This is a genomic window from Citrobacter portucalensis (assembly GCF_002042885.1).
Lineage (GTDB): Bacteria > Pseudomonadota > Gammaproteobacteria > Enterobacterales > Enterobacteriaceae > Citrobacter > Citrobacter portucalensis.
The window spans coordinates 48,649-70,382 of sequence record NZ_MVFY01000019.1 but is presented as its reverse complement, the minus strand read 5'-3'; the positions used below and the strand labels follow the sequence as shown (position 1 = coordinate 70,382).

Genomic DNA, 21,734 nt, shown 5'->3' with positions numbered 1-21,734 from the left:
GGTGTGATCATTTCTGTAAAATTTAAAGGTATTATCGATAGGGTTATCCATTATATCGTAAATCCTGGCTCTGAAGGTAAAGTTTTTAATTCAAAGATTTATCCAAGAATTTTTTCTTTCAGTGGACTAGAAGAGGACGACAGTTATAAGCAGTATTTTTATGATAGACGACTTGGCTCCAATATAAATTATTTTATGACAGATTTCAGTTCTGAATCTCCTTGTGCTGACGGTCGTTACATCTCATTTGCTGCTTGTGATAATTGATTATGAGTTTGTTAAATAAAATTTTCTATAAGTTATTCGGACAAGATGTTTGGCGTATAGGTATCGTATCTTGCGACTTGTCGCTTGTTTTAGATGGGGAACTACCGAAACAGAAGGTTAAATGGCTTGAAGTTAATATTAAAAGTGATTATGAGGCAGATCCATTTATATTTAAATTTTCTGAAAAGTATTATGTTGCGTATGAGGATTTTAACTACGTTTCAGGTAATGCGAAGCTAAAATGTATTGATTTAAATGGGGATGAGTATCCGTTTTTTGATGAGATAAATAAAAGTACTGGCCATAAGTCTTTTCCATATGTATTTGAGGCCGAAGGCGGTCTATATTGTATTCCTGAGGAAGGAGATCGCAACGGTGTTTATCTATACAGGTTCAATGTTGAGTTGAACAATTTTGAATTTGTTAGGGAGATATTGTGTGATGATATGTACGTTGACTCTTTCATCCATAATGTAAATGGTATCTATTATTTATTTACTTCGACTATAAACGAACCTTTCAAACAAAGATTATTCTATTCTGATTCTCTTCTTAATGATTTTGTCGAACATAGAATGTCCCCCATTGCAAAAAATAGCAGAGTCGGGCGAAATGGTGGAGGTATGCTTTGCTGCGACGATAAGTTTTTCAGAGTATCTCAAAACTGTACTAAAACTTATGGTGGTAGTATTGTCATAAGTGAAGTATCGCATCTTAGCCCTGATGAATATAAAGAAAACGAGTTCATGGAGATTTTTCCATTATATCCTTACAACAAGGGAATTCATACCTTATCAGTAAAAGATGAATATATTGTTTTTGACGGGAAAATAGTTAAATATAGATTTAGTAACGTATTTAGAAAATTAGCTTATAAACTCAAAATTAGTTTACCGTTCAGGAATTGAGCTTTTGTCGTAGAAGATATGCGATATTCAACCTACCAAACAATAATTTTTAAGTCAAAAAGCACCATAAGTGAACCTATCTCTATTCAGTGACATTAACCTGAGTTAACATCTAGAACACATTCAAGCCGCGCATGCGTCGCGCGGTGACCACACCTGACAGGAGTATGTAATGTCCAAGCAACAGATCGGCGTCGTCGGTATGGCAGTGATGGGGCGCAACCTGGCGCTCAACATCGAAAGCCGTGGTTATACCGTCTCCATCTTCAACCGCTCCCGCGAGAAAACTGAAGAAGTTGTTGCCGAGAACCCGGGTAAGAAACTGGTTCCTTACTACACGGTGAAAGAGTTCGTCGAGTCTCTTGAAACCCCACGTCGTATCCTGTTAATGGTGAAAGCGGGTGCTGGCACCGATGCTGCCATCGATTCCCTGAAGCCGTATCTGGATAAAGGCGACATCATCATTGATGGTGGCAACACCTTCTTCCAGGACACTATCCGTCGTAACCGTGAACTGTCCGCAGAAGGTTTTAACTTTATCGGTACCGGCGTGTCCGGCGGTGAAGAGGGCGCCCTGAAAGGCCCATCTATCATGCCTGGTGGCCAGAAAGAAGCGTATGAGCTCGTTGCCCCTATCCTGACCAAGATTGCCGCCGTGGCGGAAGATGGTGAACCGTGCGTAACCTACATCGGCGCTGATGGCGCAGGTCACTATGTGAAGATGGTGCATAACGGTATTGAATACGGCGATATGCAGCTGATTGCTGAAGCCTATTCTCTGCTGAAAGGCGGTCTGAACCTGTCTAACGAAGAACTGGCAACTACCTTCACCGAGTGGAATGAAGGCGAGCTGAGCAGCTACCTGATCGACATCACCAAAGATATCTTCACCAAAAAAGATGAAGAGGGTAAATACCTGGTTGATGTGATCCTCGACGAAGCGGCGAACAAAGGTACCGGTAAATGGACCAGCCAGAGCTCTCTGGATTTGGGCGAACCACTGTCGCTGATCACCGAGTCTGTATTCGCGCGCTACATCTCTTCTCTGAAAGACCAGCGCGTAGCGGCATCTAAAGTACTGTCCGGCCCGCAGGCTCAACGGGCTGGCGATAAAGCCGAGTTCGTTGAGAAAGTACGCCGCGCGCTGTACCTGGGCAAAATCGTCTCCTACGCGCAGGGCTTCTCTCAACTGCGTGCCGCGTCTGACGAATATAACTGGGATCTGAACTACGGTGAAATCGCGAAGATCTTCCGCGCGGGCTGCATCATTCGTGCGCAGTTCCTGCAGAAAATTACTGACGCGTATGCTGAAAACAAAGGCATTGCTAACCTGCTGCTGGCCCCGTACTTCAAAAATATCGCTGACGAATATCAACAAGCGCTGCGCGATGTAGTGGCTTATGCCGTGCAGAATGGTATTCCGGTACCGACCTTCTCTGCAGCAGTAGCCTACTACGATAGCTACCGTTCTGCGGTACTGCCGGCTAACCTGATCCAGGCCCAGCGCGACTACTTTGGTGCACATACGTATAAACGCACTGATAAAGAAGGTGTGTTCCATACCGAATGGCTGGATTAATCTGATTTAGTCTAACTGTGAATGCAGGCCCGGAGCGCTCCTCCGGGCTTTTTTATTGCCAAAAAATGGGATTCAGTCAGGTCTGATATCCGGTGTTGTAGCAAAGCACGATATACTGGTGCAATGCAGAGCCGATGCGCGACGTTGTTGGCAGCGTGTTCACCCTCAAATGTTTAACCGGAAGAAGTTACACAGCGAATGAAGATAACTATCTCAGGAACAGGTTATGTTGGTTTGTCGAACGGTATTCTGATTGCCCAGCACCATGAAGTGGTCGCTCTGGATATCGTTCCGACGAAGGTCGAGATGCTGAATCAGAAAAAATCGCCGATCGTTGATAGAGAGATCGAAGAATATCTGGCGACAAAACATCTGAATTTCCGTGCAACGACCGATAAGTATGATGCTTACCGCGATGCGGACTACGTCATCATCGCGACACCGACTGATTACGATCCGAAAACGAACTACTTTAACACCTCCAGCGTCGAGTCAGTGATCCGCGATGTGGTCGAAATCAACCCAAATGCGGTGATGGTAATTAAATCAACGATTCCGGTTGGCTTTACGAACTCCATTAAAGAACAGTTAGGTATTGACAATATTTTCTTTTCGCCAGAATTCCTGCGTGAAGGTCGTGCACTGTACGACAACCTGCATCCGTCCCGTATCGTTATTGGTGAACGCTCTGAACGCGCCGAGCGGTTTGCTGCGTTGTTGCAGGAAGGTGCGGTTAAAAAAGACATTCCGACGCTGTTTACTGACTCGACTGAAGCCGAAGCCATAAAGTTATTTGCTAACACCTATCTGGCGTTACGTGTGGCTTACTTTAACGAGCTGGATAGCTATGCAGAAAGTCTTGGCTTGAACTCACGGCAGATTATTGAAGGTGTGTGCCTGGATCCGCGTATCGGCAATCACTACAACAACCCGTCATTCGGCTATGGTGGCTACTGTCTGCCGAAAGATACTAAGCAATTACTGGCGAACTACGCGTCTGTGCCGAATAACATTATTGGCGCGATCGTTGATGCGAACCGTACGCGTAAGGACTTCATCGCAGATTCTATTCTTGCGCGTAAGCCTAAGGTAGTTGGCGTGTACCGTTTGATCATGAAAAGTGGTTCCGATAATTTCCGGGCATCATCGATTCAGGGCATCATGAAGCGCATTAAGGCAAAAGGTGTGCCCGTTATTATCTATGAACCGGTCATGGAAGAGGATGAATTTTTCCATTCCCGAGTTGTGCGTGATCTTAATGCGTTCAAAAATGAAGCGGATATTATTATTTCTAACCGCATGACGTCAGAATTAGCTGATGTTGCCGATAAAGTGTATACCCGCGATTTGTTTGGTAGTGATTAATCTCGTCTCCATAAAAAAGGCCTTATATAAGGCCTTTTTTATTTTAATCAGGTCAGTAATTAAACTTTGTAGAAATCACGGTACCAGTCAACAAAGTTCTTCACCCCATCATTTACCGTGGTTTCAGGTTTAAAACCAATAACATCATACAGTGCTTTAGTGTCTGCGCTGGTTTCCAGTACATCACCTGGCTGTAGCGGAAGCATATTTTTCTTTGCTTCAATACTCAGTGCATCTTCCAGAGCCTGGATATAGTCCATTAGCTCAACCGGTGAACTATTGCCGATATTGTAGACGCGATAGGGCGCAATGCTGGCTGCTGGCGTACCTGTTTCAACGGTCCACTGGCTGTCTGCATGTGGAATGACATCCTGCAGGCGAATGATTGCTTCTGCGATATCATCAATATAGGTAAAGTCACGCTTCATTTTGCCATAGTTATAGACGTCAATACTTTTACCTTCCAGCATCGCTTTGGTGAACTTGAACAGCGCCATATCAGGACGACCCCAAGGACCGTACACGGTGAAAAAACGCAACCCGGTTGTGGGCAATCCATACAAATGGGAATAAGTATGGGCCATCAGTTCGTTGGCTTTTTTGGTTGCTGCATACAGCGACACGGGATGATCGACGGAATCATCCGTAGAGAAAGGCATTTTGCGATTCAGGCCGTAAACTGAACTGGATGAGGCATAGAGTAAATGCTGAATTTTATGATGGCGACACCCTTCCAGTATGTTCAGAAAGCCGGTGAGATTTGAGTCTGCGTAGGCATGCGGGTTTTCGAGTGAATAACGTACACCAGCTTGTGCGGCGAGATGAATCACACGTTCAAAATGCCCGGATGCGAAGAGATCGGTCATGCCTTCGCGGTCGGCTAAATCAATTTTATGAAACTGGAAACCAGGCTGTGCCAGTAATTCCAGACGAGCTTGTTTAAGGCTGACGTCGTAGTAATCGTTCAGGTTATCAATACCGACTACTTGATGGCCAGCCTCAAGGAGGCGTTTGCTAACGTGGAAGCCGATGAAACCAGCGGCACCCGTAACCAGGTATTTCATGTTTATTCCTCTTTTTGGCTAAATAATAGCCAGACACCAACAGGTGCTACTAAAAAGTGGAATGATACCTTTAGATGGTAAAAAAGCTAATTGTTATATTATTTACGCCTACCATTTTTACTGGTTAGAAGGTAAGTATTCACGCTGTGAATTCAATAAAATGAATTGTAAAGTATAACGATTAGCGGGCATTAAACCTGTTTGTTGATGGTTTTTTGCGCATGAAGATGTTCTTTGAGTATTGACACTTTTGTTTAATCGTATCGCTATTCAGTAGTGTTTGAAATACCAATCAAAATCCTAGAAACAATTTGATTTTTTTATCATTAATCCTATGGCATTGCCTCAATTTATAGCTAAACTAATCCCAGTTTAAGTCTTTCCTTATCTAGGGTTTCTATGTCTGTAAGTGATAACAACATGTCCGGGCGCAGTCACGATCCGGAACAGATTGATCTGATTGATTTACTCATGCAGTTATGGCGTGGGAAAGTAACGATTATTATCTGCATTGTTGTGGCAATAGCGCTGGCAGTAGGCTATTTGGCGGTGGCTAAGGAAAAATGGACCTCGACAGCTATCGTTACACAACCCGATGCGGGTCAGCTTGCCAGCTACAATAATGCTTTGGATGTACTATTTGGGGCTAACGCACCCAAAGTGACAGATGTTCAGGCGAGTTTTATCGGGCGTTTTAGTTCGGCATTTTCTGCATTGGCGGAAACGTTAGATAACCAGCAAGAACCGGAAAAACTATCAATTGATGCTGCGGTTAAAGGTCAGGCTCTGCCGTTAAAGGTTTCTTACACCGGTAAAACCTCTGAAGAGGCACAAAAAACGTTGGCGCAGTATATTCAACAAGTTGATGAAAGTGTTGCGAAAGAGCTTAATACTGACTTGTCAATGAGTCTGGAAACGCGACTGGCTGATTTGCAAAAATCTCTTGCAGCGCAGGAAGCAGTTGCGAAAGAGCAGAAAACCCTGCGTATCGCGCAGATGACTCAAGCACTTAAGGTTGCGCAACAGTCTAATATTAAGCTACCGCAGGTACAGCAGGTTGATCAAGTATCTCAGGATACTATGTTTATGCTGGGTAGTGAGGCACTTTCCTCAATGGTTGAGAACGAAGCTACGCGTCCTTTGACGTTTTCTGATCAATACTATCAAACGCGTCAGAACCTGCTGGCGGTGCAGGCATTACAAGTGGCGCCTGACAGCGTACACGCCTACCGCTATGTGATGAAACCAACGTTACCGATTCGTCGTGACAGCCCGAAAAAAGCGATTACCCTCGTGCTGGCGGTTCTGCTCGGTGGGATGATTGGTGCAGGCGTAGTGCTGGGGCGAAATGCTCTGCGTGGTTACAAAGCCAAAGCTGAGTAAGTCTAAAGCTGACAACAAAAACCGGGCTCTGCCCGGTTTTTTTACGTCTGCAACTTACTGATGACGCTTACGTAAATTCTCAATCACCGTCGTCAGATCGAGGTCCTGATCCTGCAACAAAACCAGCAGGTGATACATCAGATCAGAAGCTTCATTTGTCAGCTCAAAACGGTCGTTAACGGTCGCGGCCAGCGCGGTTTCTACGCCTTCTTCGCCCACTTTCTGCGCGATGCGTTTGGTGCCGCTGGCATACAGTTTCGCGGTGTAGGAGCTGGCTGGGTCAGCGGTTTTACGTTCGGCCAGCAGTTGCTCAAGCTGATACAGGAACAGCCACTGGTGGCTGGCGTCACCAAAGCAGCTTGAGGTGCCTTTATGGCAGGTTGGGCCAATCGGGTTAACCAGCACCAGCAGGGTGTCGTTGTCGCAGTCAGGCGCAATGTTCACCACATTCAGGAAGTGACCGGAGGTTTCTCCTTTGGTCCACAGGCGCTGCTTGGTCCGTGAGAAAAAGGTCACTTTGCCGCTTTCGAGCGTTTTATCCAGCGCCTCCGGGTTCATATACCCCAGCATCAGCACTTCACCGGAAACCGCATGCTGCACGATGACTGGCATCAGTCCGTCGGTTTTTTCCCAGTCCAGTTCGCGGCATTGTTGCTTCGTTAACATATCCTGATCTCCACGCCCTGTGTTGCCAGGTACGCTTTTAATTCGCCAATATTGATAATTTGTTTGTGGAAGACGGAGGCGGCAAGCGCGCCGTCAACGTCGGCATCCCGGAAGGCTTCGAGGAAGTGTTCCATGGTGCCCGCGCCACCGGAGGCAATCAGCGGTACGTGGCAAACATCACGCACTTTTTTCAGTTGTTCCAGGTCATAACCGTTACGTACGCCGTCCTGGTTCATCATGTTCAGGACGATTTCGCCCGCGCCGCGTTTTTGGACTTCCTGCACCCAGTCCAGTGTTTCCCACTGAGTGACGCGGGTACGGCTTTCATCTCCGGTATACTGATTTACATGATATTTGCCGGTGTCGGCGTCATACCAGGTATCAATGCCCACCACGATGCACTGCACGCCAAAGCGATCCGCCAGACGGGTGATAAGTTCCGGTTCGGCCAGCGCCGGGGAGTTGATGGAGATTTTGTCCGCCCCGAAGGAGAGAATGCGCGCCGCATCGTCGATGGATTTAATGCCACCGGCAACACAGAACGGAATATCGATCACTTCCGCTACGCGTGATACCCAGCTTTTATCCACTACGCGTCCATCGCTGGAAGCGGTGATATCGTAGAACACCAGTTCATCTGCGCCTTCATCGGCATAGCGTTTTGCCAGCGGGACAATGTCGCCAATAATCTCGTGATTGCGGAACTGGACGCCTTTTACCACCTGCCCATCACGGACGTCCAGACAAGGAATTATGCGTTTTGCCAGCATTGAATGGCCTCCTCAACGGTGAACTTACCTTCCAGCAGGGCTCGTCCGACGATCACGCCACGAACACCAGTCCCGCGCAGGGCCGCTACGTCCTCGATTCCGCCAATGCCGCCAGATGACTGAAACGCCACCTGCGGGTATTTGGCGCACACTTCTTCATACAGTACGACGTTTGAACCTGCCAGCGTACCGTCGCGGGAGATATCGGTGCACAGCACGTGCTTCAGGCCGACGGGTAAATAGGTCTCAACCAGTTCTTCCAGTGAAACCCCTGAATCTTCCTGCCAGCCACTGACCGCAACCTGTTTATTCCCGTGCTCGTCAATACGAACGTCCAGCGCCAGTACCAGCGCATCGGCACCAAAACGGGCAAACCAGCTCTTGACTATCTCGGGGGATTTTACCGCCGTCGAACCCACCACCACGCGCGCCACACCTGCGTCAAGTAGCGCCGCCACGTCTGCTTCCGTACGCACGCCGCCGCCAACCTGTACCGGAACATTGACGCCAGCGACCAGCGTTTTGATCAGCGGGATCTGGCGCTGCGCCGGATCTTTCGCGCCGGTTAAATCAACCAGGTGCAGTACTTCAGCACCCTGGGCTGCATAATCCTGCAAACGGGGGAGAGGATCGTTGCCGTAATCACGTTGCTTAGCGTAATCGCCCTGATGAAGACGCACCACCGTGCCGTCGATTAAATCTAATGCCGGAATAATCATTACATCTCCAGAAAGTTTTTCAGCAACTGTGCCCCAGCCGCGCCCGAACGTTCCGGGTGAAACTGTACGCCAAAGAAATTGTCCTTTTGTACTGCCGCGGTAAACGGTTCGCCGTAATTGCACTGGGCGATGGTCCACGGGTTTACCGGCATAGCGTAGCTGTGTACAAAGTAGAAATAGGCGCCATCTTCAATGCCCTGGAACAGACGATTTCCCGCCTGCGGATACACGCGATTCCAGCCCATATGCGGAAGCGGCAGACCGAAATCGGTCATCTTCGGGACGTCCTGCTCAATAATGCCCAGTAGGGAGACGCCGTTACTCTCTTCGCTGCGGCGGCCCAGCAGTTGCATACCTAAACAGATCCCCAGTACCGGTTGAGTACAGGCTTTAATCAGTTCAATCAGTTCGCGCTCGTGCAACTGGTCCATAGCCGCCTGCGCGGTGCCTACGCCCGGCAGAAATAGTTTATCGGCGCGCAGCACCACGTCCGGGTCACGACTGACAACAGGATCGTATCCGTGGCGTGCGACGGCGGATTTTACCGAATGCAGGTTGGCGCAACCGGTGTCCAGAATCACCACGTTCATTACAGCACTCCTTTTGAGGAGGGCAGCGTGTCGCCTTCTACACGAATCGCCTGACGCAGCGTACGGCCAAAGGCTTTAAACAGGCTCTCCACACGGTGGTGGTCATTTTTGCCTTTGGTTTTCAGGTGCAGGGTGACGCCCATAGTGTAAGAAAGTGAACGGAAGAAGTGTTCGATCATCTCCGTGCTCAGATCGCCAACGCGCTGGTAGGTAAACTCCGCGCGGTACTCCAGGTGTGGACGGCCGGAGATATCCAGCGCGCAACGTGCCAGACACTCATCCATCGGCAGCACAAAACCAAAACGGTTGATGCCGCGTTTATCGCCTAACGCCAGCTTTAAGGCTTCGCCCAGCGCCAGACCGGTATCTTCAACGGTGTGGTGATCGTCTATATACAGATCGCCCTTGACGGCAATCTCCATGCGAAAACCGCCGTGAGTGGCGATTTGATCCAGCATGTGGTCAAAGAAGCCAACGCCGGTATTAATTTTGCTGCGGCCTTCGCGGTCCAGCCAGACTTTGACGTCAATCTGTGTTTCTTTAGTGTTACGCTCAACGTGTGCGTAGCGGTCACGTTTGGTCAACTGCTCGCCGATCATCGCCCAGTTCAGGGTATCGCGATGGTAACGCAATCCGCTAATGCCCATGTTTTCCGCGAGCTGAATATCGGTTACCCGATCGCCAATGACGTAGCTGTTCGCCATATCCATGGCCTGTTCAACCAGATACTGTTCAACCAGCTTCACTTTTGGCTTACGGCAATCGCACTCGTCCGCTGGCAGGTGCGGGCAAATCAGTACCTCATCAAACGTCACGCCCTGAGAGGTGAAAATTTGCATCATCAGGTTATGCGGACCGTCAAAATCAGCCTGTGGGAAACTCTGGGTTCCGAGTCCATCCTGGTTAGTGATCATAACCAGCTTAAAACCTGCTTTTTGCAGTTTCAGCAAAACGGGAACAACTTCCGGCTCGAAGGCGAGTTTGTCAAAGCGATCGACCTGAAAGTCACTTGGCGGTTCGGAAATCAGGGTTCCATCACGGTCAATAAAAAGATACTTCTGGCTCATACTTGCTCCGCACGTAAGGCGTCAATGACGCGCTGGCTCTCTTCACGGGTTCCGACAGTAATTCGCAGGCAGCCGCTTAACGAAGGTTGTTTATTCTGATCTCGTAAGATAATGCCCTGATCCCACAAAGATTTAAATACGCTGCTGGAGGCGGTGAAGCGCGCCAGAACATAGTTGGTTTCAGAATCGAATACCTGCTCTACACAGCGAATTGTTTTCAGGTTATCTACCAGATACTGACGTTCTTGCAGGATCTGCTCTACGCGTTTACGCATGGCGGAAATCCCTTGCGGCGTCAGCGCCTGGGCGGCGATATCTGCCACCGGCGTAGAGAGTGGGTAAGGGGCAATCACTTTTAACAGCAGATTGATAACCTCTTCATTCGCCAGCGTAAACCCGCAGCGTAAACCGGCGAGCGCAAACGCTTTGGACAACGTGCGTAATATCACCAGATGCGGATACTCAGACAGCCAGCCTGCCAGCGTGGCCTGCGGGCAAAACTCAATATAGGCCTCATCAGCGACCACAATAGCTTTACCCTGCGTCATGTCGAGCAGTGAACGCAGATCCTGCGGGTTAATCAGCTGGCCGGTTGGGTTATTAGGGCTGCATACGTAGACTACCTTCACGCCATCAAGCTTGTCCGCGATGCCTTGCAAATCCAGTTGCCAGTCGTCGAGTGTTGGAACGGTGCGGCACTCAACGCCAATCGTTTCGGCGCTGACGCTGTACATGCCATAAGTCGGCGGGCAGTACAGAATCGCATCTTTACCGGGTTCGCAAAACGCGCGCACCAGCAGTTCGATCCCTTCATCTGCGCCGCGGCTGACCAGCACCTGCTCCGGTTTGACGCCAGCATACTGCGCGTAATTCTCAATCACCGCTTTCGGCTGACACTCCGGGTAGCGGTTCAGCGTTTGCTGAGTGAGCTGGAACTCAACGGCGGTGGGGTATTCATTCGCGTTGAGCCAGACATCGCCGTTACCGCCGAGACGACGGGCAGACTGATAGGGCGTTAATTCGCGAACATTCTTACGGGCTAAATCAGTGACGCTGAGAAAGTTGTCAGTGCTCATGCTTGCTCCTTCAGGGCGTTAACGCGCAGGGTGACGGCATTTTTGTGGGCAGTCAGTCGTTCAGCAGCGGCCAGTGTTTCAATGGTTGAGGCCAGGGCAGAGAAACCTTGTGGGGTTAATTCCTGTATGGTCATCCGTTTTTGGAAATCAGCCAGCCCAAGGCTTGAGCAGGTCGCGGTATAGCCGTAGGTCGGAAGAACGTGGTTGGTGCCAGAAGCATAGTCGCCTGCGGATTCCGGCGACCAGTCGCCGAGGAACACCGAACCGGCGCTGGTGATCTCATCAACCAGTTCACGCGCGTTGCGGGTCTGAATAATCAGGTGTTCCGGACCGTAGGCGTTAGATATTTCAACGCACTGCGCCAGATCTTTCGCCACGATTAAGCGGCTGGCGGAGAGTGCCTGACGTGCGGTCTCAGCGCGGGAAAGCTCAGCAAGCTGGCGTTCAACGGCTTTGGCAACGCCTTCGGCAAGCGTAGCGTCTGGCGTCAGAAGGATAACCTGCGAGTCGGGGCCGTGTTCTGCCTGAGATAGCAGGTCAGAGGCAACAAAGTCCGGCGTCGCACCGCTGTCGGCGATAACCAGCACTTCGGACGGGCCAGCAGGCATGTCGATGGCCGCGCCGTCAAGACGCTGGCTGACCTGGCGTTTGGCTTCGGTCACATACGCATTGCCCGGCCCGAAGATTTTATCGACCTTAGGAATAGATTCGGTGCCCAGCGCCAGCGCGGCAATGGCTTGCGCACCGCCCACATTAAACACCTCTTTTACGCCACACAACTGCGCGGCGTAGAGGATTTCATCGGCAATTGGCGGCGGTGAGCACAGCACCACTTTTTTGCAACCGGCGATGCGCGCCGGGGTCGCCAGCATTAATACGGTGGAAAACAGCGGTGCCGAACCTCCAGGAATATACAGGCCCACGGAAGCGATAGGGCGGGTAACCTGCTGGCAGCGTACGCCCGGCTGGGTTTCGATATCCACCGGCGGTAGAATTTGCGCGCTGTGGAAAGTATCAATATTACGCACCGCCGCCTGCATGGCTTGTTTCAGTTCGTCGCTCAGGCGACTGCTGGCTTGCTGGATTTCTTCCTCGGTCACGCGCAGCGCGCCAACCTCGGTTTTATCGAACTTTGCGCTGTATTCACGCAGCGCCCGGTCGCCGTTATTTTTGACGTTCTCAAGGATCTCGGCCACCGTACGGCTGATGCTATCAGAGGCGGAAATCGCCGGGCGCATCAGCAGTTCGCGCTGCTGCTCAGGGCTATAGCTATTCCAGTCAATCAGGGTATTGAAGCTCATGGTCGTTACTCCATCATCGGGTGTTGCCGGATGGCGGCGCTGCCTTATCCGGCCTACAAGACCCGTAATATCAATGATTGTGACAATTCTTGTAGGCCTGATAAGCGAAGCGCCATCAGGCATCAGATCACTCCATCATCTTCTCAATCGGCAACACCAGAATTGAGCTGGCACCGAGCGCTTTCAGTTTTTCCATTGTTTCCCAGAACAGGGTTTCGCTGCTGACCATGTGCATGGCAACACGCTGCTGGTCGCCCGCCAGAGGCAGAATGGTAGGGCGCTCAGCGCCGGGCAGCAGGGCGATGACCTCGTCCAGACGCTCGCTCGGCGCGTGCATCATGATGTATTTGGATTCACGGGCCTGAATAACCCCCTGGATACGGGTTAGCAGTTTGTCGATCAGTTGTTGCTTGGCTTCGGCCATTTCGCCGTCGCGCTGAATCAGACAGGCTTTAGAGCGGTAGATCACTTCTACTTCGCGCAGACCGTTGGCTTCAAGCGTTGCGCCGGTGGACACCAGATCGCAAATCGCATCAGCCAGACCCGCACGGGGAGCAACTTCTACAGAACCGTTTAACAGACAAGATTTAAACGAAACCCCTTTCTGATCGAGATAACGTTTGAGCAGGTGTGGGTAAGAGGTCGCGATACGTTTACCGTTCAGCGCTGCCGGGCCATCCCAGGCTTCATCAACCGGGGTAGCCAGCGAGAGACGGCAGCCGCCGAAGTCCAGACGGCGCAGAGTAAAATAGCGAGGGTCTTCACCCTGTGCCCGGCGGTTGAGCAGTTCCTCTTCCAGAACGTTTTCCCCGATGATGCCGAGATCAACGACACCGTCCATCACCAGGCCCGGGATATCGTCATCACGCACGCGCAGAATATCGATCGGCATGTTCTCCGCCATCGCAATCAGGCGCTGGGTGTGAAGATTAATTTTAATGCCGCAACGGGCCAGTAATTCGCGTGAATCATCGCTTAAGCGGCCTGATTTCTGCATAGCTATGCGTAAACGGGTGTTGTCTAACATTCTTTATTCCTCGTTATCCTGTCTGAATCAGTTTGGGTCACGCACAAAAAAAAGCCCCCGGAAGAAATCTTCCGGGGGCTTTCTCATACGCTCATGCACCGCTGGAAGATTTAAACGTCTCCCAGCACACATCGCCTGAAAGACTAGTCAGGATGATGGTGATGATGGTGTTTGAATTGAGCGCGTGTCATAAATTTTCTCGATGAATGTTTATTCATTTGATGTCTTTTAACCTAAACCACTTTAGCTACGGAAAGCAAGGGCTTTTTTTGATCATTAATTCATTTCATATTGATACTATGAATTGTCAGCCACCGTGGGCTGGCGTAGCCTTGCGTTATAGGCCAAAAGTCAGGAGAGAAGGCATGAAAAAGGTCGCAATTGTCGGGTTAGGTTGGTTAGGCATGCCGTTAGCCATGTCGCTGGCGGCGAGAGGCTGGCAGGTTACCGGCAGCAAAACCACATTGGATGGGGTGGAAGCGGCCCGCATGAGCGGTATCGAGAGTTATTCGCTGCGCCTGGAACCTGAACTGGTCTGTGAGGCTGACGATCTCGATGCACTGATGGACGCCGATGCGCTGGTTATTACGCTGCCTGCGCGTCGTAGCGGTCCTGGGGAAGCATTTTACTTGCAGGCAATGCAGGAGCTGGTCGACAGCGCGCTGGCGTATCGGATCCCACGAATTATTTTTACCAGTTCGACGTCAGTCTATGGTGACGTTCAAGGCACAGTGAAAGAGGGGACGCCGCGTAATCCGGTCACGGCGAGCGGTCGTGTCCTGAAAGAACTTGAAGACTGGTTGCACAATTTGCCAGGCACATCGGTGGATATTTTGCGTCTGGCCGGGTTGGTCGGTCCGGGAAGACATCCTGGTCGCTTCTTCGCTGGCAAGACGGCACCTGACGGACATCATGGCGTCAATCTGGTGCATCTGGACGATGTGGTTTCTGCCATCACGTTACTGCTGCAAGCGCCTAAAGGGGGACACATCTATAATATATGTGCGCCTATGCATCCGGCGCGTAACGTGTTCTATCCGCAGATGGCCCGCCAGTTGGGGATGGAGCCGCCGGAATTTCGCGGCGGTACGGATAACGGTAAAGGTAAAGTCATTGATGGCAACCGTATTTGTAATGAGCTTGGGTTTGAGTACCAGTATCCTGACCCGCTGGTGATGCCGATGGAGTGACAATCCAGCAGAGTGCCGCTGTATACCGCCAGGGGGCGAGTATGAAACCACTGCTGGACGTTCTTATCATCCTCGATGCATTAGAAAAAGAGGGCAGTTTCGCGGCGGCGTCGGCAAAATTGTTTAAGACGCCGTCTGCGCTCAGCTACACCGTCCATAAGCTGGAAAGCGATCTTAATATTCAGCTACTCGATCGCAGCGGACACCGGGCTAAGTTCACCCGCACCGGGCAGATGCTGCTGGAAAAGGGACGGGAGGTGCTGCACACCGTCCGCGAACTTGAAAAACAGGCGATTAAACTTCACGAAGGCTGGGAGAATGAACTGGTTATTGGCGTAGATGATACGTTTCCCTTTTCACTGCTGGCCCCACTCATCGAATCTTTCTATCAACACCACAGCGTGACGCGCCTGAAATTTATCAATGGCGTGCTGGGCGGCTCCTGGGATGCTCTCACTCAGGGCCGGGCGGATATTATTGTCGGTGCCATGCACGAACCGCCTGCTGCGAGTGAATTTGGCTTTGCGCGACTCGGGGTTCTGGAACAGGTATTTGTGGTTGCGCCGCATCATCCGCTGGCGCAGGAACAGGAACCGTTAAATCGTCGTACCATTCGCCGTTTTCGCGCCATAGTGGTGGGCGACAATGCGCAGCATGCCAACGTCTCAGGTTCCCAGGTGCTGGACGATCAAGAAGCCATTACCGTTTTTGACTTCAAAACCAAGCTGGAACTGCAAATCAGCGGTCTGGGATGTGGCTATATTCCGCGCTACCTGGCGCAGCGATTTCTGGAGAGTGGCGCACTGATTGAGAAAAAAGTGGTCGCGCAAATTGTCTTTGAACCCGTGTGGATAGGCTGGAATGAACAGACCGCCGGGTTGGCCAGTGCCTGGTGGCGGGATGAAATTTTAGCAAATAGTGCTATTGCGGGGGTGTATGTTAAAACAGCTGCTGACAAATCAATCAGTTAAGAAAAAATATTCTTTTGTGGTCGCTTCAATCTCTTGTTATTTCTCCCCAATTTAGGGCAAAATACGCCGCTTGCAAAAAATGACATTAACCGACGTTTTAATACGCGTCGGTTATTTTTTTGCATCAAACCAATCATTCATAAAAGAGGCCGGGCTTCGTACCGGATAGATACTTACTTAAAAATCGACAGTTGTTGTCGCTGAGGATTAACAAAAAATGGGGCAATTTTTTGCTTACGCGACGGTTTTCGCCGTAATGGGGGATAACCATGTCGCATAACGCTACTCCAAACACCTCTCGCGTGGAATTACGTAAAACGCTTACGCTGGTTCCGGTTGTCATGATGGGCCTTGCCTATATGCAGCCGATGACGCTGTTCGATACATTCGGTATCGTATCAGGAATGACCGATGGTCACGTCCCGACAGCTTACGCCTTTGCACTGATCGCCATCCTCTTTACCGCACTGAGCTACGGTAAACTGGTGCGTCGCTATCCGTCTGCAGGCTCTGCCTACACTTATGCCCAGAAATCCATTAGCCCGACCGTTGGCTTTATGGTGGGTTGGTCATCACTGCTGGACTACCTGTTCGCTCCGATGATCAACATTCTGTTGGCAAAAATTTATTTTGAAGCCCTGGTGCCGTCGATACCGTCATGGATATTCGTGGTGGCGCTGGTGGCCTTCATGACCGCCTTCAACCTGCGCAGCCTTAAATCAGTTGCGAATTTCAACACCGTAATCGTGTTGTTGCAGGTGGTGCTGATTGCAGTGATCCTCGGCATGGTCGTTTATGGCGTGTTCGAAGGGGAAGGTGCTGGTACATTGGCGAGCAGCCGTCCATTCTGGTCAGGTGATGCACACGTGATCCCGATGATCACGGGCGCTACGATCCTGTGCTTCTCGTTCACCGGTTTTGACGGTATCAGCAACCTGTCAGAAGAAACCAAAGACGCTGAGCGCGTGATCCCGCGTGCGATTTTCCTGACTGCGCTGATTGGTGGCCTGATCTTTATCGTCTCCACCTATCTGTTGCAGCTGTACTTCCCGGATATCTCGCGCTTCAAAGATCCAGACGCTTCACAGCCGGAAATCATGCTGTACGTCGCCGGTAAGTTCTTCCAGGTTGGCGCGCTGATTTTCTCTACCATTACCGTACTGGCGTCCGGTATGGCGGCGCATGCTGGCGTAGCGCGTCTGATGTACGTGATGGGGCGTGACGGCGTGTTCCCGAAAAGTTTCTTCGGTTATGTACACCCGAAATGGCGTACTCCGTCTATGAACATCATTCTGGTTGGTGCGATTGCTCTGCTGGCAATCAACTTCGACCTGGTGATGGCGACGGCGCTGATTAACTTTGGTGCGCTGGTGGCGTTTACCTTCGTTAACCTGTCGGTGATCTCCCAGTTCTGGATCCGTGAGAAGCGTAACAAGACGCTGAAAGACCACTTCCAGTATCTGTTCCTGCCGATGTGCGGTGCGCTGACCGTTGGTGCGCTGTGGGTGAATCTGGAAGAGAGCTCAATGGTTCTGGGTCTGATCTGGGCCGGTATCGGTCTGATTTACCTGGCTTGTGTGACCAAAAGCTTCCGCAACCCGGTACCGCAGTACGACGAAGATGTCGCGTAATAACAGCATTTAACTAAAAAAAAACGGAGACATGTTCTCCGTTTTTTTATACGTGGGATTTATACAATCTCTTCGGCATACTGCCAGAGTGATTTCAGCAGCATCAACTTTTCTTTGTTATCCGCATATTGCTGGCTCAATAACTGCAGTTCATTGGCGTAATTTTGCAAAAACTCCGGTGTGAATACCTGGCGACGATGGTCCAGCCAGCGCTGCTGCTCAGCTTCGTCCAGCGTTCCCGGGAAGTTACGTGCACGGTAATTAAACAGCAGTTTTTCAATGCGCTTATCTACGAAGGAGATATCCAGTGCCGGTAAATTGCGCGGTTCGGTTTCCAGAACGATTTTCATCGCCGCACGGTCAGCATCGCTGAAAAAGCCGTTGTACAGTTGGGCATCCACGTTATCTGATGGTGTAAAGGGTTCCGCATCGGCAAAGATCGCGACCACTTTGTCGCGTATCTGCGGATTTTCACGCAGAACTTTGAGATTATCCAGACAGTGCTGGCGGTTAATGCCAAGACGGTCGGCATCTTCCGGACGCAGGGTATTCGCCTGTGCCAGTACCGGGCATTTGTTGATGTGCACCAGTTTAACCGGTACGGCCGGGTTATCACCCAGATCCGCTTTAGACGTGTAAAGCCGCTCGCGCAGGGCATCACTGTCGAGTTCGAGCAGCGGCGAAATATCACCGGCTAAGTCGACCATAATAACCGCGTTACGATTCTCCGGATGCCACGCCAACGGCGCTACCCAACTGGTGTTGCCGCGCCATGCGCCGAACATACCAGAGACATGGACCAGCGGCTTCATTTGCGGGACATCAATCAGCGCGGCCAGCTTGTGCTTATTACGATGGCTGTAGAGATAATCAAACAGACGCGGCTGGCGCGACTTCACTAATTGCGCCATTGCGATTGTGGCATATACGTCCGCCATAGCATCGTGAGCATTGGTATGCTCAATACCGTTGGCTTTGGTCAAATGCTCCAGGCGGAAGCTGGGTAAGCCGTCGTCGTTTTCCGGCCAGTTAATGCCTTCAGGGCGCAGGGCATAGCAGGCGCGCATCACATCCAGCAGATCCCAGCGCGAATTATCGTTCTGCCAGCTCCAGGCATAGGGATCGTAGAAATTGCGATACAGGATGTTGCGCGTCACCTCATCATCGAAGCGCACGTTGTTATAACCCAGGATACAGGTTTTCGGCACGGTGAACAGGGCGTGGATGCGTGCAGCAAAAGCGGCTTCATTTTCTCCCTTTTCACGTGCTTCCTGCGGTGTGATACCCGTAATCAACACCGCCTCAGGCTGCGGCAGATAATCGTCCGCGGGTTTGCAATAAAAGACTTCTGGTTCACCGATGATGTTGAAATCATTATCTGTGCGGATAGCCGCAAATTGCGCGGGTCTGTCCAGCGCTGGATGGGTACCAAAGGTCTCGTAATCGTGGAAGAGAAAACCAGGTTGCTGCTTGCCGTCATTCATTGTTCAGTTATGTCCGGGATCAATTTAGCGCTGGTTCAAGAATACCAAAAAATAGCGAGATAATCAGCTATGGCATTATCGAAGCTGGATTGTGTACGCAATAAAATTGAGATAAACAGGACATTAATGGAATTAATTAATAAATTCCGCACTGTTAAAATAAATTACTGAAATAAAATATCTTGAGGTTGCGGGTTTGTAAATAATCTAACTGATAACCATTATTGTTATTTCCCTTTTATTTACTGTGTTCTGGAAACTTTAAAAATCTTTTATAAACAATGGTTTTTTATTTATGTCAATTCGCTGTCATGCATTGTAATGAAATGTGATTGATGTAAAAAATAAATAATCTAAACGCCATATAATTATTGGATATATCTAATAACAGGAGGTTATATGAGCATTAGTCGGCGTAATTTTTTGCGAGGAGTGGGTATAGGCTGTTCAGCCTGTGCGATAGGCAGTTTCCCGCCAGGGGCACTGGCGCGAAATTCTCCAGAGAGTATCAAAGGGAAAACATCCCTGACGCCAAGTTTGTGCGAGATGTGTTCTTTTCGCTGCCCAATTCAGGCTCAGGTGATTAATAATAAAACGGTTTTTATTCAGGGAAACCCTAATGCGCCACAGCAGGGGACACGTGTCTGCGCTCGCGGCGGCAGCGGCGTTAGCCTGGTCAACGACCCTCATCGCATTGTTAAACCCATGAAACGCACAGGACCTCGCGGGAGCGGTGACTGGCAGGTTATTAGCTGGGAACAGGCGTATAAAGAAATCGCCGAAAAAATGACGGCAATAAAAACGCAATATGGTCCCCAGGGAGTCGTCTTCTCGTCTAAATCTGGCTCGCTGTCTGGCCATTTATTTCACCTCGCGACGGCTTTCGGGTCACCGAATACCTTTACTCACGCATCAACGTGTCCTGCCGGTAAATCCATTGCCGCTAAAGTTATGATGGGTGGCGATTTAGCCATGGATATCGCCAATACCCGTTATATGGTCTCTTTTGGCCATAACCTCTATGAAGGGATCGAGGTTGCTGATACGCATGAGCTGATGACCGCGCAGGAGAAGGGGGCGAAGATGGTCAGCTTCGATCCCCGTCTGTCCGTATTCTCCAGCAAGGCGGATGAATGGCATGCGCTCAAGCCGGGCGGCGATTTACCGGTGCTGATGGCCATGTGTCACGTCATGATCAATGAAAATCTGTATGACGCGGACTTTGTTGCGCGCTACACCACGGGGTTTGAGCAACTGGCAGAAGCGGTACAAGAGACCACGCCGGAATGGGCGCAGCAGCTCGCGGATGTGCCTGCTGATGTCATTGTTCGGGTCACCCGCGAAATGGCCGCCTGCGCGCCTCATGCCATCGTCAGTCCGGGCCATCGCGCGACGTTTTCGCAAGAAGAAATTGATATGCGGCGCATGATTTTTACCCTCAATGTGCTGCTTGGCAATATTGAGCGTGAAGGCGGTTTGTATCAGAAAAAAGCGGCGGCAACTTACAATAAGCTGGCTGGAGAGAAGGTCGCTCCGGTGCTGGCAAAACCCGATGTCAAATTACCCAAGCCAACGGCGCAGCGTATCGATCTGGTAGCCCCGCAGTTTAAGTACATCGCGGCGGGCGGTGGTGTGGTGCAAAGCATCATTGATGCTGTGTTAAACCAGACGCCTTATCCGGTGAAGGGATGGATTATGTCCCGACACAACCCTTTCCAAACCGTAACCTGTCGACCAGATCTGGTCAAAACCGTTGAACAGCTCGACCTTGTGGTCAGTTGTGATGTCTACCTAAGCGAAAGCGCGGCGTATGCCGACTACCTTTTGCCTGAATGTACTTATCTTGAGCGCGATGAAGAAGTTTCAGACATGTCGGGTCTGAATCCAGCCTATGCCCTGCGTCAGCAGGTAGTAGAACCTATTGGTGATGCGCGTCCGAGCTGGCAAATCTGGAAAGAGCTGGCCGTGCAGTTAGGCCTTGGCCAATTCTACCCATGGCAGGATATGCAAACGCGTCAGTTATACCAGCTTAATGGCGATCATGCGCTATCTGCTGAATTGCGTCAGAAAGGGTATCGGGAGTGGGGTGTTCCGTTGCTGCTGCGTGAACCTGAAGCGGTGCGTCAGTTTGTGGAACGCTATCCGGGCGCGGTGGCGGTTGACAGCGACGGTACCTATGGCGAGCAACTGCGCTTTAAATCTCCGTCAGGAAAAATCGAACTCTATTCCGAAGAGCTGGAAACGCTCCTGCCTGGCTATGGTATTCCGCGCGCGCGCAATTTTGCGCTTAAAGGCGACAGTGAACTCTATTTTATCCAGGGAAAAGTGGCGGTTCATACCAACGGTGCGACGCAATACGTGCCACTGCTTAGCGAGTTGATGTGGGATAACGCGGTGTGGATCCACCCGCAAACGGCCCGTGAAAAAGGCATCAAAAGCGGTGATGACATCTGGCTGGAAAATGCGACCGGCAAGGAAAAAGGCAAAGCGCTGGTCACCGCCGGAATTCGGCCCGATACGCTGTTTGTTTATATGGGATTTGGCGCCAAGGCGGGAGCCAAAACCGCAGCGACAACGCACGGTATCCATTGCGGTAATTTGCTTCCGCATGTTACCAGTCCGGTTTCCGGTACGGTGGTCCACACCGCTGGCGTTACGCTTCGTCGGGCATGAGAA

General features: G+C 50.6%; 20 protein-coding genes, 1 pseudogene and 1 other annotated feature. Of the genes and pseudogenes, 10 read left to right on the top strand and 11 right to left on the bottom strand.

Annotated features, from left to right (window positions below):
* The 4 genes from BZK40_RS24720 to ugd form a co-directional block, all read left to right on the top strand.
* On the top strand, positions 1-267 hold a 267-nt coding region (locus BZK40_RS24720; protein ID WP_216350550.1), incomplete at its 5' end, for a hypothetical protein.
* Between the two features lie 2 nt (positions 268-269).
* Positions 270-1,175: a glucosamine inositolphosphorylceramide transferase family protein gene (locus tag BZK40_RS21625; protein ID WP_079935280.1), complete on the top strand. Its 906-nt coding sequence runs from the start codon at positions 270-272 to the stop codon at positions 1,173-1,175.
* A 172-nt stretch (positions 1,176-1,347) separates the two neighbouring features.
* Positions 1,348-2,754: an NADP-dependent phosphogluconate dehydrogenase gene (gene gnd, locus BZK40_RS21620; protein ID WP_079935279.1), complete on the top strand. Its 1,407-nt coding sequence runs from the start codon at positions 1,348-1,350 to the stop codon at positions 2,752-2,754.
* Positions 2,755-2,952: 198 nt separating this feature from the next.
* On the top strand, positions 2,953-4,119 hold the full coding sequence (gene ugd / locus BZK40_RS21615) for a UDP-glucose 6-dehydrogenase (RefSeq protein ID WP_079935278.1): 1,167 nt from the start codon (positions 2,953-2,955) through the stop codon (positions 4,117-4,119).
* A gap of 59 nt (positions 4,120-4,178) precedes the next feature.
* Here the strand turns inward: ugd and BZK40_RS21610 are convergent, their stop codons facing one another.
* Positions 4,179-5,183 carry an NAD-dependent epimerase gene (locus tag BZK40_RS21610; RefSeq protein WP_079935277.1) on the bottom strand — a complete coding sequence of 335 codons (1,005 nt, stop codon included), beginning with the start codon at positions 5,181-5,183 and terminating at the stop codon, positions 4,179-4,181.
* A 399-nt stretch (positions 5,184-5,582) separates the two neighbouring features.
* On the opposite strand from BZK40_RS21610, the gene wzzB reads away from it, so the two are divergent.
* Entirely contained in the window at positions 5,583-6,566 is a 984-nt protein-coding gene (wzzB, locus tag BZK40_RS21600) for an LPS O-antigen chain length determinant protein WzzB (protein WP_079935276.1), read from the top strand.
* A gap of 54 nt (positions 6,567-6,620) precedes the next feature.
* Here the strand turns inward: wzzB and hisIE are convergent, their stop codons facing one another.
* The 9 genes from hisIE to hisL all read right to left on the bottom strand — a co-directional run bounded on the left by hisIE (position 6,621) and on the right by hisL (position 13,973).
* Positions 6,621-7,232 carry a bifunctional phosphoribosyl-AMP cyclohydrolase/phosphoribosyl-ATP diphosphatase HisIE gene (hisIE, locus tag BZK40_RS21595; protein WP_079935275.1) on the bottom strand — a complete coding sequence of 204 codons (612 nt, stop codon included), beginning with the start codon at positions 7,230-7,232 and terminating at the stop codon, positions 6,621-6,623.
* Entirely contained in the window at positions 7,226-8,002 is a 777-nt protein-coding gene (gene hisF / locus BZK40_RS21590) for an imidazole glycerol phosphate synthase subunit HisF (RefSeq protein WP_000880132.1), read from the bottom strand. The genes hisIE and hisF overlap by 7 nt, the downstream gene beginning before the upstream one ends.
* Entirely contained in the window at positions 7,984-8,721 is a 738-nt protein-coding gene (hisA, locus tag BZK40_RS21585; protein ID WP_079935274.1) for a 1-(5-phosphoribosyl)-5-[(5-phosphoribosylamino)methylideneamino]imidazole-4-carboxamide isomerase, read from the bottom strand. Before hisA ends, hisF begins: the two co-directional genes overlap by 19 nt.
* On the bottom strand, positions 8,721-9,311 hold the full coding sequence (gene hisH, locus BZK40_RS21580; RefSeq protein WP_001103544.1) for an imidazole glycerol phosphate synthase subunit HisH: 591 nt from the start codon (positions 9,309-9,311) through the stop codon (positions 8,721-8,723). The genes hisA and hisH overlap by 1 nt, the downstream gene beginning before the upstream one ends.
* Positions 9,311-10,378, bottom strand: coding sequence for a bifunctional histidinol-phosphatase/imidazoleglycerol-phosphate dehydratase HisB (gene hisB, locus BZK40_RS21575; RefSeq protein ID WP_032943910.1), 1,068 nt, complete (start codon positions 10,376-10,378; stop codon positions 9,311-9,313). Before hisB ends, hisH begins: the two co-directional genes overlap by 1 nt.
* The gene (gene hisC / locus BZK40_RS21570; RefSeq protein WP_032943909.1) at positions 10,375-11,454 is read right to left on the bottom strand and encodes a histidinol-phosphate transaminase; all 1,080 of its coding nucleotides are present in this window, start codon (positions 11,452-11,454) and stop codon (positions 10,375-10,377) included. Before hisC ends, hisB begins: the two co-directional genes overlap by 4 nt.
* Positions 11,451-12,755, bottom strand: coding sequence for a histidinol dehydrogenase (gene hisD / locus BZK40_RS21565; RefSeq protein WP_079935273.1), 1,305 nt, complete (start codon positions 12,753-12,755; stop codon positions 11,451-11,453). Before hisD ends, hisC begins: the two co-directional genes overlap by 4 nt.
* Before the next feature lie 127 nt (positions 12,756-12,882).
* The gene (gene hisG / locus BZK40_RS21560) at positions 12,883-13,782 is read right to left on the bottom strand and encodes an ATP phosphoribosyltransferase (RefSeq protein WP_003834191.1); all 900 of its coding nucleotides are present in this window, start codon (positions 13,780-13,782) and stop codon (positions 12,883-12,885) included.
* Between the two features lie 45 nt (positions 13,783-13,827).
* Positions 13,828-13,950 (bottom strand) — a sequence feature (His leader region).
* The gene (hisL, locus tag BZK40_RS24550) at positions 13,926-13,973 is read right to left on the bottom strand and encodes a his operon leader peptide (protein WP_100250077.1); all 48 of its coding nucleotides are present in this window, start codon (positions 13,971-13,973) and stop codon (positions 13,926-13,928) included. It overlaps the preceding feature by 25 nt.
* 174 nt (positions 13,974-14,147) lie before the next feature.
* On the opposite strand from hisL, the gene BZK40_RS21555 reads away from it, so the two are divergent.
* The 4 genes and pseudogenes from BZK40_RS21555 to plaP all read left to right on the top strand — a co-directional run bounded on the left by BZK40_RS21555 (position 14,148) and on the right by plaP (position 17,574).
* Complete coding sequence (locus tag BZK40_RS21555; RefSeq protein WP_008785162.1) at positions 14,148-14,972, top strand: SDR family oxidoreductase; 825 nt, start codon at positions 14,148-14,150, stop codon at positions 14,970-14,972.
* Positions 14,973-15,013: 41 nt separating this feature from the next.
* Positions 15,014-15,998, top strand: a pseudogene (locus BZK40_RS21550) (LysR family transcriptional regulator).
* Between the two features lie 162 nt (positions 15,999-16,160).
* Positions 16,161-16,223 (top strand): membrane protein YoeI, encoded by a 63-nt coding sequence (gene yoeI / locus BZK40_RS24985; protein WP_099045591.1) that lies wholly within the window; start codon positions 16,161-16,163, stop codon positions 16,221-16,223.
* On the top strand, positions 16,213-17,574 hold the full coding sequence (plaP, locus tag BZK40_RS21545; protein ID WP_003834188.1) for a putrescine/proton symporter PlaP: 1,362 nt from the start codon (positions 16,213-16,215) through the stop codon (positions 17,572-17,574). The genes yoeI and plaP overlap by 11 nt, the downstream gene beginning before the upstream one ends.
* Positions 17,575-17,633: 59 nt before the next feature.
* On the opposite strand, the gene sbcB is transcribed toward plaP, so the two are convergent.
* Positions 17,634-19,058, bottom strand: a complete 1,425-nt coding sequence (gene sbcB / locus BZK40_RS21540; RefSeq protein ID WP_048215987.1) for an exodeoxyribonuclease I — start codon at positions 19,056-19,058, stop codon at positions 17,634-17,636.
* Between the two features lie 399 nt (positions 19,059-19,457).
* On the opposite strand from sbcB, the gene phsA reads away from it, so the two are divergent.
* A complete protein-coding gene (phsA, locus tag BZK40_RS21535; protein ID WP_048235084.1) occupies positions 19,458-21,731 on the top strand; it encodes a thiosulfate reductase PhsA in 2,274 nt (757 codons plus the stop codon).
* The last annotated feature ends 3 nt before the right edge of the window (positions 21,732-21,734 follow it).

Excerpts from the sequence above, each read along its gene's own strand:
- BZK40_RS21625 (WP_079935280.1), top strand. The coding sequence starts at position 270 with ATGAGTTTGTTAAATAAAATTTTCTATAAGTTATTCGGACAAGATGTT.
- hisB (WP_032943910.1), bottom strand. The coding sequence starts at position 10,378 with ATGAGCCAGAAGTATCTTTTTATTGACCGTGATGGAACCCTGATTTCC.
- sbcB (WP_048215987.1), bottom strand. The coding sequence starts at position 19,058 with ATGAATGACGGCAAGCAGCAACCTGGTTTTCTCTTCCACGATTACGAG.
- BZK40_RS21555 (WP_008785162.1), top strand. The coding sequence starts at position 14,148 with ATGAAAAAGGTCGCAATTGTCGGGTTAGGTTGGTTAGGCATGCCGTTA.
- hisD (WP_079935273.1), bottom strand. The coding sequence starts at position 12,755 with ATGAGCTTCAATACCCTGATTGACTGGAATAGCTATAGCCCTGAGCAG.
- hisF (WP_000880132.1), bottom strand. The coding sequence starts at position 8,002 with ATGCTGGCAAAACGCATAATTCCTTGTCTGGACGTCCGTGATGGGCAG.
- hisH (WP_001103544.1), bottom strand. The coding sequence starts at position 9,311 with ATGAACGTGGTGATTCTGGACACCGGTTGCGCCAACCTGCATTCGGTA.
- hisG (WP_003834191.1), bottom strand. The coding sequence starts at position 13,782 with ATGTTAGACAACACCCGTTTACGCATAGCTATGCAGAAATCAGGCCGC.
- BZK40_RS21610 (WP_079935277.1), bottom strand. The coding sequence starts at position 5,183 with ATGAAATACCTGGTTACGGGTGCCGCTGGTTTCATCGGCTTCCACGTT.
- gnd (WP_079935279.1), top strand. The coding sequence starts at position 1,348 with ATGTCCAAGCAACAGATCGGCGTCGTCGGTATGGCAGTGATGGGGCGC.
- phsA (WP_048235084.1), top strand. The coding sequence starts at position 19,458 with ATGAGCATTAGTCGGCGTAATTTTTTGCGAGGAGTGGGTATAGGCTGT.
- plaP (WP_003834188.1), top strand. The coding sequence starts at position 16,213 with ATGTCGCATAACGCTACTCCAAACACCTCTCGCGTGGAATTACGTAAA.
- wzzB (WP_079935276.1), top strand. The coding sequence starts at position 5,583 with ATGTCTGTAAGTGATAACAACATGTCCGGGCGCAGTCACGATCCGGAA.
- hisC (WP_032943909.1), bottom strand. The coding sequence starts at position 11,454 with ATGAGCACTGACAACTTTCTCAGCGTCACTGATTTAGCCCGTAAGAAT.
- hisIE (WP_079935275.1), bottom strand. The coding sequence starts at position 7,232 with ATGTTAACGAAGCAACAATGCCGCGAACTGGACTGGGAAAAAACCGAC.
- ugd (WP_079935278.1), top strand. The coding sequence starts at position 2,953 with ATGAAGATAACTATCTCAGGAACAGGTTATGTTGGTTTGTCGAACGGT.
- hisA (WP_079935274.1), bottom strand. The coding sequence starts at position 8,721 with ATGATTATTCCGGCATTAGATTTAATCGACGGCACGGTGGTGCGTCTT.